This is a genomic window from Kordia aestuariivivens (assembly GCF_014397005.1).
GTDB classification, from domain to species: domain Bacteria; phylum Bacteroidota; class Bacteroidia; order Flavobacteriales; family Flavobacteriaceae; genus Kordia; species Kordia aestuariivivens.
This window is the reverse complement of record NZ_JACGWS010000010.1, coordinates 189,471-204,537: the sequence shown is the minus strand read 5'-3', so window position 1 is coordinate 204,537 and position 15,067 is coordinate 189,471. Positions and strand designations below refer to the sequence as shown.

General features: G+C 34.1%; 13 protein-coding genes. 8 read left to right on the top strand and 5 right to left on the bottom strand.

What is annotated here, in order from left to right; translation table 11 throughout:
* Nucleotides 1–89: 89 nt before the first annotated feature.
* Complete coding sequence (locus H2O64_RS16600; RefSeq protein WP_187563334.1) at nt 90–3,296, top strand: VIT domain-containing protein; 3,207 nt, start codon at nt 90–92, stop codon at nt 3,294–3,296.
* Nucleotides 3,297–3,443: 147 nt separating this feature from the next.
* Here the strand turns inward: H2O64_RS16600 and H2O64_RS16595 are convergent, their stop codons facing one another.
* On the bottom strand, nt 3,444–4,604 hold the full coding sequence (locus H2O64_RS16595; RefSeq protein ID WP_187563333.1) for a pentapeptide repeat-containing protein: 1,161 nt from the start codon (nt 4,602–4,604) through the stop codon (nt 3,444–3,446).
* A 209-nt stretch (nt 4,605–4,813) separates the two neighbouring features.
* Here H2O64_RS16595 and H2O64_RS16590 point away from each other — a divergent pair, with 209 nt between their 5' ends.
* The 5 genes from H2O64_RS16590 to H2O64_RS16570 all read left to right on the top strand — a co-directional run bounded on the left by H2O64_RS16590 (nt 4,814) and on the right by H2O64_RS16570 (nt 8,331).
* Complete coding sequence (locus H2O64_RS16590; protein ID WP_187563332.1) at nt 4,814–5,782, top strand: hypothetical protein; 969 nt, start codon at nt 4,814–4,816, stop codon at nt 5,780–5,782.
* Entirely contained in the window at nt 5,779–6,753 is a 975-nt protein-coding gene (locus H2O64_RS24315) for a hypothetical protein (protein ID WP_187563331.1), read from the top strand. Before H2O64_RS16590 ends, H2O64_RS24315 begins: the two co-directional genes overlap by 4 nt.
* Before the next feature lie 186 nt (nt 6,754–6,939).
* Entirely contained in the window at nt 6,940–7,269 is a 330-nt protein-coding gene (locus tag H2O64_RS16580; protein WP_187563330.1) for an ArsR/SmtB family transcription factor, read from the top strand.
* Nucleotides 7,262–7,708 (top strand): SRPBCC family protein, encoded by a 447-nt coding sequence (locus H2O64_RS16575; protein WP_187563329.1) that lies wholly within the window; start codon nt 7,262–7,264, stop codon nt 7,706–7,708. The genes H2O64_RS16580 and H2O64_RS16575 overlap by 8 nt, the downstream gene beginning before the upstream one ends.
* A gap of 143 nt (nt 7,709–7,851) precedes the next feature.
* Nucleotides 7,852–8,331, top strand: a complete 480-nt coding sequence (locus H2O64_RS16570) for a hypothetical protein (RefSeq protein ID WP_187563328.1) — start codon at nt 7,852–7,854, stop codon at nt 8,329–8,331.
* Nucleotides 8,332–8,589: 258 nt separating this feature from the next.
* On the opposite strand, the gene H2O64_RS16565 is transcribed toward H2O64_RS16570, so the two are convergent.
* The 4 genes from H2O64_RS16565 to H2O64_RS16550 form a co-directional block, all read right to left on the bottom strand.
* Nucleotides 8,590–8,925, bottom strand: a complete 336-nt coding sequence (locus H2O64_RS16565) for a hypothetical protein (RefSeq protein ID WP_187563327.1) — start codon at nt 8,923–8,925, stop codon at nt 8,590–8,592.
* Nucleotides 8,926–8,928: 3 nt separating this feature from the next.
* Nucleotides 8,929–9,099 carry a hypothetical protein gene (locus tag H2O64_RS16560; protein ID WP_187563326.1) on the bottom strand — a complete coding sequence of 57 codons (171 nt, stop codon included), beginning with the start codon at nt 9,097–9,099 and terminating at the stop codon, nt 8,929–8,931.
* Between the two features lie 37 nt (nt 9,100–9,136).
* The gene (locus H2O64_RS16555) at nt 9,137–11,473 is read right to left on the bottom strand and encodes an ATP-dependent helicase (protein WP_187563325.1); all 2,337 of its coding nucleotides are present in this window, start codon (nt 11,471–11,473) and stop codon (nt 9,137–9,139) included.
* 305 nt (nt 11,474–11,778) lie between these two features.
* On the bottom strand, nt 11,779–12,813 hold the full coding sequence (locus H2O64_RS16550; RefSeq protein WP_187563324.1) for a hypothetical protein: 1,035 nt from the start codon (nt 12,811–12,813) through the stop codon (nt 11,779–11,781).
* A gap of 147 nt (nt 12,814–12,960) precedes the next feature.
* On the opposite strand from H2O64_RS16550, the gene H2O64_RS16545 reads away from it, so the two are divergent.
* Nucleotides 12,961–14,217, top strand: a complete 1,257-nt coding sequence (locus tag H2O64_RS16545) for a hypothetical protein (protein ID WP_187563323.1) — start codon at nt 12,961–12,963, stop codon at nt 14,215–14,217.
* A 25-nt stretch (nt 14,218–14,242) separates the two neighbouring features.
* Nucleotides 14,243–14,959 (top strand): protein-tyrosine phosphatase family protein, encoded by a 717-nt coding sequence (locus H2O64_RS16540; RefSeq protein WP_187563322.1) that lies wholly within the window; start codon nt 14,243–14,245, stop codon nt 14,957–14,959.
* Nucleotides 14,960–15,067: the final 108 nt, after the last annotated feature.

Below are 15,067 nucleotides of genomic sequence, written 5' to 3'. Positions count from 1 at the left end.
CTCGCGATTAAGCATATCATAAAGTTTTCTTAAAAAACGGTATGAAAATTGATTCTAGAGACAAAACTTTAGTCTCAAAACCCGATTTTATGAAAACATTCGTACCATTTGTACTGTTACTGTTGTTTACCACATTCAGTAACGCACAAGAGCCGCCTGTACTAAAAACAGGCAACACACAAGTAGGTTTATCTTCTTTAGATATCAAAGTAGAAATTATCGGCAACAAAGCCACTACAACCTTTGATATGCTGTATTACAATCCTACCAATCAAATTTTAGAAGGCGAGTTATCTTTCCCTTTGGGAGAAAATTTTAATGTTTCTCGCTTTGCGCTAGATGTAAACGGCAAACTTAGAGAAGCCGTCGTTGTTGACAAAGAACTCGGAAGAATTGCCTTTGAAGCAGTCGTTCGCCGAAGAGTTGATCCGGCATTACTAGAAAAAGGCACGGGAAACAATTACAAAGCGCGCATCTACCCTATTCCGGCAAAAGGTTACAAACGCGTTGTGCTAGCGTACGAGCAAGATTTGCTCCACAAAAAAGATGGTTTCTTTTATAATTTACCATTACACTTCAAAAATAAATTAGACAAGTTCAATCTTGAAATTACCGTTTTTGAACAAGAAGATCAACCTGTTATTGAAGAAGGACAAGTTTCTGGATTGCAATTTGAAAACTGGCAACGTAATTTTAAAACAAAGCTCTCAAAGTCAAATTACACGCCCGATAAAAGCATCCTGATAAAAATTCCAACGAAAGTGAATTCAAAAAAAGTATTTATTTCAGACGATCATTTCTATGCATTTATGTCGTTAAACCCGAAAAAAAGCATTCGTAAGAAAGCAACCGAAATTACTATTTTTTGGGACGCTTCACTTTCAATGAAAGACAGAAATTTAGCAAAAGAAATTGCGTTATTAGACGCTTATTTTTCATACTTAGAGAATGTGAAAGTAAACTTCAAATCGTTTAGCAATGTGTTAATCACCGAAAAAACATTCAACATTCGTAACGGAAATTGGAACGATTTAAAAACCGAAATTAAGAATACTATTTATGATGGCGGAACAAACTATGACATACAAGATCCCAAACATAAAGATGCTGATCTTGTGTTATTATTTTCAGATGGAATTCAGTCGTTAAGTGCTTCAAGCTATAATTCTACCATTCCTTTATTCGTGGTCAATAGTTTGACAAAATCCAATCACGCTGCTTTAAGTAGAATGGCACAATCATCTAATGGAACTTATCTCAATTTGACTACAAAAACGGCATTAGAAGGATTTTCTGGTTTAAAATATCAGCAATATCGATTTTTAGGCTACACCTCTAGCGCTCAACATATAGAAGCCTATCCGAATTTGCCTGTAAATGTTGGGAATACATTCTCCATTGCTGGAAAAAACATAGGCAATAGCGATAGTATTGTTTTACATTTTGGATATGGAACCACTGTGGAACAAAGCATCATTGTAAACTTTAAAGACGGACAGCAAAAAGCACAAAATGTTCCACGCATGTGGGCACAGAAAAAGTTGAACGATCTACACCAAAATTCAAAAGAAAATAAAGCAGAAATTATCAACTTAGCCACTCAATACGGCTTAGTTACTGACTTTACATCCTTAATTGTGTTGGAACAAGTTATGGATTATGTGCGTTATAAAATTGAACCGCCAGCAGAATTGTTGGAAGAATACAACAAAATACTTGCTGATATTGAACTTCACAAAAAGAAATTTCCAAATGGCGATATTATAGAAGTTATTGCAGATGAAGTAGAAGTTGAAGAAACTGTCATAGAATCTGAAAATTCTGTTTCATTCAATGAAAGTCCAAATATTAGAAGTACAAATCAAGAAGTGCGATCTAATATCCTAAATACTATTCAAGAAGTCAAAATCGTCGAAATAGAAGAATCCATCGAGGAAATTCCTTTTTATATTATAGAATTTGCTCCAATATTTCCGGGTTGTGAAAGTATTAGAAGTAAAAGCGAAAGCAAACAATGTTTCGCACAAAAAATACAAGAACATATAAAAGAAAATTTTAATCTGGCATTGGTAAATACACTCAATCTTCCCGAAGGAAGAAAACGTGCAGATGTTATGTTTACGATTACTGAACAAGGAACTATTGGAACTATTGCAGTCCGATCGCCACATGAACGCATTTCAGCAGAAGTAAAACGTGTATTGAATTTATTACCACAAATGACACCAGGGAAACAAGGCGGAAGAACTGTAAGTGTTCGTTACACCTTACCTATCATTTTTAATGTAAATGCAAACGGAGCTAATTTCACAAATACAACACGAGTACAGCAAACGACAACGAGTGTTCAAAATCATCGTCAACCATCTAAAAAGCGATTACAAGTTGCCGATTTAACGGTAAAAACCGACTATATCAACGAATTGCGTCAGTTTAAAACGAAAGAAGAAGCATACAATTTTTACTTATTACAACGTACAAAATACATCGATGTACCAGCGTATTACGTAGATGTTTCCAATCTTTTTAGAGATGAATTTAAAACAATGGAGTATTCAGAACGAATTGCTTCTAACATTGCTGAAACGGACTTTGATAATTATGAATTGTTGAAAGTATACGGCTATCAATTGCAAGCGAACAATCAAAATTGGTTGGCAGTCTTTATATTTAATCGCGTATTAGAATTGCGTTCGGAAGATGCACAATCATACAGAGATTTAGCCTTAGCGTATGGAAATGTTGGCAAATGTCAGGAAGCTTTTGATTTGTTAAACGGAATAATTTCTGGGGAAATTTACAAGAATTCACACAGACGAAATTTTGGAGGTCTCAATAAAATTGTGCTCAATGAATTGAATCATTTGCTTGAAGAATATGAAAATGATATAACTACGAGTGCACTCGATAAAACAACTGTTCCGAAAGAAACTTTTGATGTGCGGATCGTGGTTGATTGGAATCATAATGATACGGATATTGACTTACACGTGATTGATCCGAATTTGGAAGAATGCTGGTACAGTCATACAAAAACTAAAATTGGCGGTCGTATGTCGCAAGACATGACGCAAGGTTTTGGTCCAGAAGAATTCACGTTAAAAAAAGCCATCAAAGGAAACTATTTTGTAAAGATTAAATACTTCGGCGATCGCTATCAAAAAGTGGAGAATCCGACCTTTATGAAAGTAACCTTGTACAAATACTACGGAACAAAGAAAGAAACCAAAGAAGTCAAAATCATTCGCTTAACAAAGTCTAGTGATCGATTGGTGGTGGCGAAGCTTTCTTTTTAGCTGTTAGCCTTTAGCCTTTGGCTGTTAGCCGTTAGAGTGAATTATTGAAAAAATTAAGTTCTCGTCATGCTGAACTTGATTCAGCATCACACACCATTTTATGTGACCTTGAATCAAGTTCAAGGTGACGTGAAATAGCACTAAACCCTACTTCGAAAAAAAATCCTTTAAATCTTTCACACTCATAGAAACCTTATTATCTATCGGTTTTTCATCTGGTAATACATCTTCTTGAAGCTTTTCGGAAAGTGTAATGGTATTGTTTAAAATTTCATCTAACACGCCAGAAATTCGTGAACGTGCTTCTTTGTTATTTTCGCTTAATTCTTGCACAGCTTTCAATCCGCCACTTATAGAATCTACATAGCGTTTCTTTTCATGTAAAGCGATTACACTCTTTAACCGTGAGTTAATTTGATTGATAAATGTAATAATCAAAGAAAAACAAACGGCAATTGGCAAGGCGTAGAATAACCATTGTAAAAATGTAGTTTCTTTGGTTAAATCAGTTTTAAACTCATTATAATGATCTTTGATATAGTGAAACAAAAATATGACAGCAATAATTGCTAAAACTCCATATAAAATAGTTAAACAATATTGAATATTAATTTGTGCCTTTAAATAATTATTTGGAGCTTTTAAGTGTCCGATTCCAATGTCGATATCTTCTTTTGTGCTTTTTTTTGCAGCAAGTTCTTTAGCCAGAATAGCTTCAGTTTCTTCTAATTTATCTTCTAATAATTTTGTAGCAGTTTTAATTTTATCTTCCTCGCCTTCTTGTGCTGATAATTTCTTTTTCTGCTCTTCTAACTCTTTTTTGAGTGCTTTAATTTCAAAACTAGCTTCATCTTCTATATTTTTTTCATTTTCAATATTATAATTTGGTGTAATGAAAATTGAGTCTAGTTGCTGTTTAGTAAATTTTACACTATCTAGTGATGCGTATTGAAAGGTGGCATTGGTTATGTTTGTATTAGTAAAATCTGCTTTGTTTAAGTTACATCCTATAAAATTAGCATTTGTGACATTTGCATGACTAAAGTTTGCAAGTATCAAATTAGAAAAATTAAAGTTTACATCTTCTAAATTTGAACCCGTAAAATCTACCTCAACTAAAGGCTTTCTACTCAAATCCAATCCACTTATGTCCACATAAGACAGGTTCGCTTTTGTATTAACTATTGGAGGTTTGTTAAGGTCTACCTTATTAAAAAGTAAGTCTACCCAATTAGCATGATCTTCAATAATTACATCTAATTCTTCTTGGGTGAGCTTACGTAATGTTTGTTCTTCTCTCTTAGTCATACAACTACAAATTATTCAATCACTAAAATAAGAAAAAGTTTACGAATTGGGTTTGTATGATGAATTTAGTTTTCAGAGTAGTTCTCGACTGCGCTCGAACTGACATACTCAAACTAACGTTTCATGTTAAAACAATCCTAAATCCTTCGTAAAGTGCAACAATTTTCCAAAATGATCGTCTATATTTAAATAGCATCAATCAAAATACCATGCGAAAACTAATTCTAACCACATTGGTTTTCTTTTTTAGCTACACGAATCTTTTTGCTGGCGAAGAAGAAAATCCTATAAAAATTCTGTTTCCAAAAGCAGAGTTTTTAAACGATTATACCGCGCGAATTCCATTTAAAATCATCGATCAACTAATTGTGGTAGAAGCCGAATTTCTAAATCAGAAAGGAAATTTTATCATTGATACAGGTTCTGAAACCTTGATTTTAAACAAAGTACATTTCCCGAAAGGACAACGATTAACGAAGAAGAAAACGCAAACGACAAGCGTTACGCGCATTATAGATCAACCGTACGAACGAAAGCTGAGCGAGTTCATTCTACAAAATTTCAATCTAAAAAATAAAAAATCGGATGTAATCGATTTGTCTCATATTGAAAAGAGTAAGAAAATGCACTTATTGGGCATTATTGGTTACAATATTCTGAAAGATTACGAAGTATTTATCGATTTGTATTTGAATCAAATTACGCTGTCACGGGTTGATAAGCATGGAAATAAGTTTGACACAAAAGTCTACGCGGAAGAAATTGTAGACAGTTTAGATTTTCAACTCGTAAAACATACTATTGTAGTTTCTGGTTTTGTCAACGATGAAAAAGTACGATTTGCTTTAGATACGGGCGCTGAGTTCAATCAATTAAATAAAAATAGCAACCGAAAAATACTAGAAAAATTTCGTCCAATGCGAAAACTGTCGTTGGTAAGTGCGGATGGTAAAAAGATTCGGGTTTTGGCAGGGAAATTGTATGGTTTCAAACTGAACGAAACCTCAGGAGTTGGTCCAATGTATACAATTGTGACAAATCTTCGGAAAATGCGAGAAGCGTATGGAACTTCCGTTGACGGCGTTTTGGGTTACGAATTTCTAAAATACAAGCGTACGATTATAAATTATAAAAAAGAAAAGTTATATTTCATCAAATCGCCTATATTTAAACCGTGAAAAAAATCATTCGACATATCACTTTATTATTACTACTCTGTGTTTCCACGAGTATTTTTGCACAAGAAAAAACCGTGCAAGGCTACCGTATAGAAGGCGAAGAAGTGATTTTTACGTTTGATAAACGTGAATATCAAGAAGTGATGCATGGCGAAACACAAGATCGGAAATCGATCGGAAATCATGATTTTGTGATTGAAAATGTTGCCGTTGCCGGACAGTTCAACGATTGGGCTAAAGACAAATGGATCATGACGAAACTTGATGAAAATCGCTATGAATTCCGCAAAAAGATTGCTGATTTTACCGATGAATTTTCATGGGAATTCAAGTTTGTAATCAATGAACGTTATTGGGCTGAACCTAAAGGTGAAGTTATTAACTTATCAGATGCAAAAGATAGAGACGGGCAAAATTTACACGTATACAATCTTAAAATGTACACTTCGCACGTTTCCGAAGATGGAAATACTTCTTTCTTCTTAAAAGGTCATGAAAACGCTGAAAAAGTGGTGCTGGCTGGTTCATTTAACAAATGGGATGAACAACTGTTTGAAATGAAAAAGACGAAAAACGGTTGGTATCTTACCTTACAATTGAAACCGAATGTATACGAATATAAATTCATTGTTGATGGTAGGTGGATGAACGATGAAGGCAATCCAAATAAGGTGCGAAACGAATTTAATGAATACAATTCTATTGTGGAAGTAAAAGCGTATTACACGTTTAAATTGCGCGGTTACAAAGCTGCAAAAGAAGTTTTACTTTCAGGATCATTCAATGATTGGTCAGAAGACGGATTTAAAATGTTTAAAACAGATTATGGCTGGAAATTCACCATATTACTTTCTGGCGGAAAGCATCAATATAAATTTATTGTAGATAAAGAATGGATGTTAGATCCAGCAAATCCTGTCAAAGAATACGATTACAAAGGAAATATCAATTCGGTTTGTATGGTTCGGTAAGCTTGTTCCCGCGTAGGCGGGAATCTCTTAGACTGCTTAGATTTTTAGACTTGTCAGATAATTTGTCATTCTCCTACCCTATTTTCTAAACACATTTACTTTTTACTTTAAGCAAAAATAATCTCAAAAATATTTGCGTAACCGAATAGTTACATTTATATTCGTAACCGATTAGTTACATAAAATATGAGAAGAGATGTTTTTCAAGCAATTGCCGATCCTGTTCGTAGAGATATTATTGAACTATTAGCAACCGAAACGCTAACAATAAATGCTGTCGCAGAAAAATTCGATGTAAGTCGTCCTGCCATATCAAAGCATTTAAAAATATTGAAAGAATGTGATATTATCACCATTGAAAAGCAAGGCAGAGAACGTTTTTGCACGATTCAGCCCAAAAAATTGATTCCCGCATTTTTATGGATTGATCAGTATAAACAATTATGGGAAGATAAGCTTGATAATTTCGAGAACTATCTACAACAATTACAATCTAAAAACAAAGACAATGAGTAATCTTGACAATCGCACCATTACAATAAAAAGAACTTTTAACGCGCCACTTGCATTGGTTTGGAAAGCTTGGACAAAACCGGAACATATTGCTTCTTGGTGGGCTCCAAACGGAATGAAGTTAGATATTATTGAACACAATTTTGTAGCTGGCGGCAAGTGGAAATTCAGCATGCCAATGCCAAATGGAAGCGATTTTATCTCTGAAGGTGTGTATTCTGAAATTATTGAACATGAAAAAATAGTGTTTACTGCCGATTTTAAACCAATGACTGAAAATGTTGAAATTCATGTACTTTTTAAAGCTGATGGAGATACTACGTACTTTACATTCCATTGTATCCATGAAACGGAAGAATATTGCAAACAACAAGAAAAAATGGGCGTTTACAATGGTTGGGGAAGTGCTTTTGATCGATTAGACGCTTTTGTTAATTCGTAATAAAAGTGATTTCTTTTTAAATTTTTCTATATCTTGTAGTCAATATTGAAAACAAATAACATGCGTTAAAAACGTATGAGTACTATTATTTTTAGCCTTTTTCTCTTTGTTAGATAAATTTTTAAAAGAATAACACGAATCGTATGAATTTAGCATCCATTAAAAGCAAATTACAATCAGACAATATCTTTCACTCTGAAGATTCAATTTTGGAACAACCAACTGTGATTGGTTATGATAAAAAGTTCAAATGGAGTTGGATGGCAACACAATTAAATACCTTTATAGTCGCATCTGATTTTAAAGACAAAGAAATTACGGTACAAACCATTGAGGCACACTTAAAACAAGCGTTTGAGTATAGTCGTAAAAACTATAAAGGTTGGCCAAGAGGCTTGCAATCTGGTGTTGGTGTGATTTCTATACTAATCTCTGAAAATGTCACAGAAGAAGCTAAAATCTACTGTAAAAAACTGAAATCTGGTAAAAAATGGGCAGCATTTACCATTCCCGTAGTGATTGATGCTTCAACGAAAGAAGTCTTCGCTTTTGATAAAAAACCAATTTGGGGAAGAATTTATTTTTCTTATTTTAAAAGAATGATTCAGGAGTTAACGGCTTAATATTAAATGATGAATTTTAAATGCTAAATTTTAAAGTCTCTCTCAACTACTAAAATACCAACCTACTAAGAAACAACCTTCAACTTCGCAAAGCGCAACAATAGCTTTTTGATTCCGCCTACTTGAAAACGAATTTCTGCTTTTCTATCAGCTCCAACACAATCAATTTTTGACGAATTGAGCATAATTTACCAACATATTAATTTTTCGGTTAAACACAAAAACGTGTATCAATTATGCTTTTGTTGTAGACCGTTTTTATGTTTCATTGTTGGTTTTTATTTTGTATTCGCCAGCTTTATATTCAATTTCAAACTTCCCAGTTTTGTTATCTATATTCCAACCGTTTTTAAGAGCAAATTCTATTGACTTTCTAACGAAATTCGGAGTTACTATTTGTGGTTTATAATCTGGAGGTTTGTTTTCTTTATTATTCATATATAACCAATCATCATACCAGCCATAATCAATAAGGAGTTGATTATTTTTATTAATGTCAGGTCTAACATCTATTCCTCCAGAGAACTTCCAATTAAAAGAGATATTAATAACTACAATTTTTCTAAATCCTTGCTTTTTTTTCGGTGTAGCCATTTATTAATCTTTCCTGATTTTTAAAGCGCTATTTTGATTGGATGCTAAAAAATCAAATTCTTCAGGTCGTATTAAAATTCGCTTATTATTAACAATTGATTCTATAATTACATATTCGTCAAAAGCTCCGTAAGGAGGATTTTCTTTTGACCAATATGTTTTTATTTCAATCATCTATTTTTTTTTATGCTCTACAACAAACAGCAACTTACTACTCCAACACTTTCAGCTTCGCAAAGCGCAACAATAGCTTTTTGATTCCGCCAACTTGAAAACGAATTTCTGCTTTTCTATCAGCTCCAACGCCATCAACTTTTAAGATTTCCCCACGACCAAATCGTGTATGTTCTACTTTTGTTCCTGGTGCTAAATCGCCATCAAATAAACTTGGACTTGGCGGTGAATCTGAAGAAGATGGTTTTATCTTTCTTAGTTTCCGAATTTGTTCTGCTGATGGACTTCCCACAACTGGTGGACGTCCTGTTTTTGGTTTCTGCAAACGCAACTTACTTTTGTCTACTTCGCCAAAAATATCATTGTCAATCAATGGTTTGTAACGATAACTATCAACTGGTGTGATGTAATCTAAATATTTTTCGTCAATTTCTTCAATGAATCTGCTTGGTTCAGCATCGACCAATTTTCCCCAACGGTAACGACTTTGCGTATACGTTAGATAGGCTTGCTTTTCTGCGCGTGTCAACGCTACATAAAACAAACGACGTTCTTCTTCCAAGTCACTTCGCGTATTCATACTCATTCCGGAAGGAAATAAATCTTCTTCCATTCCAACAATATATACATACGGAAATTCCAATCCTTTTGCCAAGTGAATCGTCATCAAAGCTACTCGATCATCATCGCCTTTGTCATTATCCATGTCCGTAGCCAAAGCCACATCTTCCAAAAATTCCGCCAAAGCGCCTGTTGCATCTACTACATCTTCTTGTCCTTCCACAAAATCTTTGATACCATTGAGTAATTCTTCAATGTTTTCAATACGTGCAATTCCTTCTGGCGTTCCATCTTTTTTGAGTTCTTGTACCAAACCTGTAGTTTTAGTCACATGCGCTGTCAATTCAAATGCATTTGCGCCTTCACTCATAATCTGAAAACTTTTAACCATTGTGGTAAAGTTTTCTAATTTATTTTTTGTCCCACTATTTATTTTGAGATCAATTTTGGAAATGTTTTCCATCACTTCAAACATAGATCGCCCGTAATGTTTGGCTGCAACCACTAATTTGTCAATCGTCGTTTGTCCAATTCCACGCGCAGGATAGTTTATGACACGTTTTAAGCTTTCTTCATCTTTCGGATTCACAATCAAACGTAAATACGCCAAAACATCCTTGATTTCCTTACGTTGATAGAATGACAAACCTCCGTAAATACGATACGGAATGTCACGCTTACGCAACGCGTCCTCCATTGCTCTCGATTGTGCATTGGTGCGATACAGAATAGCAAAATCGCCATTGTGTAATTGCTCGCGCATTTTAGTTTCAAAGATTGAGCTTGCTACAAATCGACCTTCTTCTCCATCGGTTGCACTTCGGTTTACTTTTATTTGTCCACCAGGTTCATTGGCGGTCCAAACTACTTTATCTATTCGGGTTTTGTTTTGTTCAATGACTGAATTCGCTGCTTCTACAATGTTTCTGGTAGAGCGGTAATTTTGTTCCAAACGATACATTTCAACATTTTCGTAATCTTTCTGGAAGTTTAGAATGTTGTTGATATTTGCGCCACGAAAGGCATAAATACTCTGAGAATCATCACCAACAACACATATATTTTGAAAACGATCTGCCAAAGCCTTCACGATCAAATATTGTGAATGGTTTGTATCTTGGTACTCATCCACTAATATATATCGGAATCGGTTTTGGTATTTTGCTAAGACATCTGGAAAACGATTTAGTAATTCATTCGTTCTTAATAATAAATCATCAAAATCCATTGCGCCAGCTTTAAAGCAACGCTCTACATATTCTTGATAGATTTCGCCCATTCTCGGACGTTTTGCCATCGCATCTGCTTCTACTAGGTCTGAGTTATTGAAATACGCGCGAACTGTGATGAGATTGTTCTTAAAAGAAGAAATTCGCGAACGTACTTGTTTGTATTTGTAAATGTCTTTATCAAGTTGCATTTCCTTGATTATGGAGCGAATTAAACGTTCAGAATCTTGTGTGTCGTAAATGGTAAAATTACTTGGATAGCCCAATTTATCTGCTTCAAAACGTAAGATTTTGGCAAATATGGAGTGAAAAGTTCCCATCCATAAGTTTTTCGCTTCACTTCCACCGACAATATCCGCAATACGCTTTTTCATTTCACGCGCGGCTTTGTTGGTAAACGTCAATGCCAATATATTAAATGAATCTACACCTTGACTCATTAAATAAGCGATGCGATACGTAAGTACTCTTGTTTTTCCAGAACCTGCGCCTGCGATCACCATTAACGCGCCATCTTTGTGAATTGCTGGTGCGCGTTGTGCTTCATTTAGCTGCGCAATGTAGTGTTGAATGTCTTGCTCCATAATTATCCCAAAAATAAAACACTCAACTCGCTATTACAACTGTTCTATTTGAAAGTTATGCACTTTTTTCCTCTTTTAGCTATTTGCGGTTAGCTTTTGGCTTTTTATCACCAACTATTCGTGGCTTTTTGTTCTTTGCTCTTTGCTCTTTGCTCTTTGTTCTTTGCTCTTTGTTCTTTGTTCTTTGCGCTTTGTTCTTTGCGCTCTGTTCTCTGTTGTTTGTTGTTTGTTGTTAGTTGTTAGTTGTTAGTTGTTTGCAAAAATACTTTTACATTTAAAATTTAGCATTCAACATTTATAATTTCTTAGGGTTCATCTTCGGTATTAGACTCTCGAATTTGTTTTGCTCTTTTTATTTGAAATGGTGTAAACCAATCCCAACTTACGCCAATAGCGATTTGATTTCCCGAATCGACAAAACGGTAATTGTAATTGTCATGTCCATAGACATAGCTTGCAAAAATACCGATATCACGATCAAACGGATACAATGTAAATGTAGTTTCGCTGCGCAAAGGTTCTACAAAAGGATGCGCACCTTGAATGATTTCAAATTTTTGCTCAAAAGCATACCGCAAGTTTGGTTTCCATACATGAACGAACTCGTAGCCTAAGTTAAACCGATTGTGACCATAAATATCTATGTCAAAATCTGAATACCCACCAAAATCAAACAGTCCGATGAATTTGTTGTGATAGAGTTCCCATGAAACGGTAAATGAATGTACTTTGTAGGGTTTGTCAAATTGATTCAAATTATTAAACCTAAAGTTAAACGACAATTTTGTAGTATTGGTTGAAAAGTTCCCGTTGGTTCTGTTTAATAAACTTGATAAATTACTTGCATCCGTAATCGTTGCATGAAAATCGTTGCATTCCATTGATTCATCCTCTGCGCCACTTAAAAATGCACATCCAGATTGTCCGTTAGAATAATGCCCCGTTTCTATTGCCCAAGCAAAAAAGTTGTTACTCTTTGTTTTAACCATTCGTTGCCAACCAAATAGAATGCGGTACGAAGGTGTTTTTACAGGTTTTGAATTTTCCGCATACATGCGAATATGCGGTTGAAAAGTAATATAAATAGCATCGCTTGGTTTGCTGATACTTTCTTGCATATTTTTACGCATATTGTTGTAAATACTATAATACACAACTGGTTTGGCATCAAAAAGAATATTTTCTTGTGAGTTCATATTTGATTGATAACTGAAAGAAGGTTTTACCGCAATCGGATAGTAATCATTAAATGCATTGTTATCTTCTGCCGAAGTTGTATTTTGTCCAAAACTTGTATACACAAGCAAAGTTGTGAATAATAATAGTGTATAGTTTTTCATCTTTTAAACGATTTATTGTTATAAAAGTAGTGTATTTAACTTTGAAACAAAAGAGTGGTTTTCCTGTAAAGTAAAGCATTAAAATCACGTAGAAACACCTTTGTGTAGATTATGATTATTTTTCTACTTTTATAAAAAAATTATTCCATGGGATATCCTAAAGAAATCTTGATTTTAAGACACGCTGAAAAGCCTACTGATACAAGTAATGAAAACCTATCTGCCAAAGGATATGATCGTGCGGCAGCGCTTGCTAATTATCTACCAAACACTTTCGGTACTATTGATGCTATTTTTGCAGCTGGTGTTGGAGCTAAAAGCCATAGTGAACGACCACGGGAAACCGTAACGCCTTTGGCTGAAAAATTAGGCAAGAAATTAAATGACACCTATTTAAAATTTCAATACCAAGAAATGATTACACATATTCTTGGAGATGATACACATACAGACACAACTATTGCAATTGCATGGCAACACACAGATATTGCAGCGATTGCAACTGCTTTTGGAGCAGAAAAAGTACCCACTACAAAATGGCCAGAAGATTGTTTTGATTTGGTTTGGAAACTTACCTATAATGGAAATAAAGGCTATTCTTTGGATCAAATTCCACAATTGTTAATGTTTGGAGATACAGATCATATTATTGTTGATCCCAAAAAACTTTCTTTTTGTGAAGAATTACAAACCATCAGTGCTATCGATTTATGTGGATTAAATCCTTTGCAACCCGCAGGAAACTTTTCAAACACAGCCATGACTTGTATTTTTCAAATTCCTACTGAAAGTTTACCAAAAGGAATGACGGAACAATATATTTTTGTTGGTGCAGGTTTTTTATTAAGCGAGCAAGCTATTATTGACAATCAAATTGCGGCAGTTTTAAATGTAGCGTATGATGAAAATGATGCGGCAGATTTACAAATTCCATTCTCAGATCCAGAAGTAGACAAAAGAGCAGCATTGCCGTTTGAGCTTTCAAATAATGAAAAGTATTATTTGAATCAACTCAATAAAGTTGGTTTGGTTGACGGAAGTGAAAATAAAATAGAAACCCTACTTGCAGCAATTTATGAAGTTGATCAATTGTTAAATTTCCCTTCGCCTACTGAACAAAAAGCGGACGGAATGGTGAATTTCTTTGCACAAGGAAACTTACTTATTCATTGTCATGATGGCGGAAGTCGTTCTGTAACGGTTACAGCTTTGTATTTGTATTATAAATTCTTTATTCATACGGATATTATCTTCCAAGAAGTATATAGAAGTATTATTTGTTTGCGTTGGAACCATTCGATGAACCACCATCCGACACAGGGAATTTGCGAAAATGCTTATGAGGTATTAAATACATACGAAGCATTATTTCCTGAACCTGTGCGTAAACTATCAAAAGTATAAATTAACCAACCAAAATTTTAATATTATGTCAGATTCATTTTGTCAAGAATTAAAAGAAATTGCAAAAAAAGTTATCGGAGTACATCATCCCAAACCGCCAACTTTTTGTTCAGTATTTCCTATTTGGAAACTTCCTACTGGTTTTTCAAGTACAGATAAAATGACTGCAATTTTTCCGATTCCTAATTTACTGCCAAAAGCACCACAATTTATTCTTGTTGGTATTGGCTATAATTTAACTGCTAAAATTTTACAAGATAATAATATTGCTGGTGTACTGAATGTAGCATATGATGTAGATGATTGTCGTTCATTGGCAGGACAATTCCCAAAACCGCATTCAAACTATTATCACACACAATTAAGTAAGGTAGGATTAGTTGATGGGAATGAAAATAAAATGATGACATTGGTAGCCGCAATATATATGGCTGAGCAATTATTAAGTTTTCCATCTGAAGAACAACAAAAAGAAGATGGCATGACCAACTTTTTTCCACAAGGAAACTTATATATACATTGCCATGATGGTGGAAGCAGATCTGTTACTATTACTGCGCTCTATATTTATTATAAATTTTATGTTGGTAAGTATACTTTTCAACAGGTATATGAACAAGTAATTTGTGCTCGTTTTTCTGAAGCTACAAATCATGTGCCAACGCAAGGAATTTGTGAAAATGCTTATGAGGTACTAACTACATTCAAAGAATTATTTCCAACACCAGTTTACAATTCATAATACAACATATTTTAACTTTAAAAAGATCAAAAAAAGCTTTCAGGAAACTGGAAGTTTTTTTGTTATATATTTTTTTGTTTCTTAACTTTATTTTAATGAAAAGTAAAA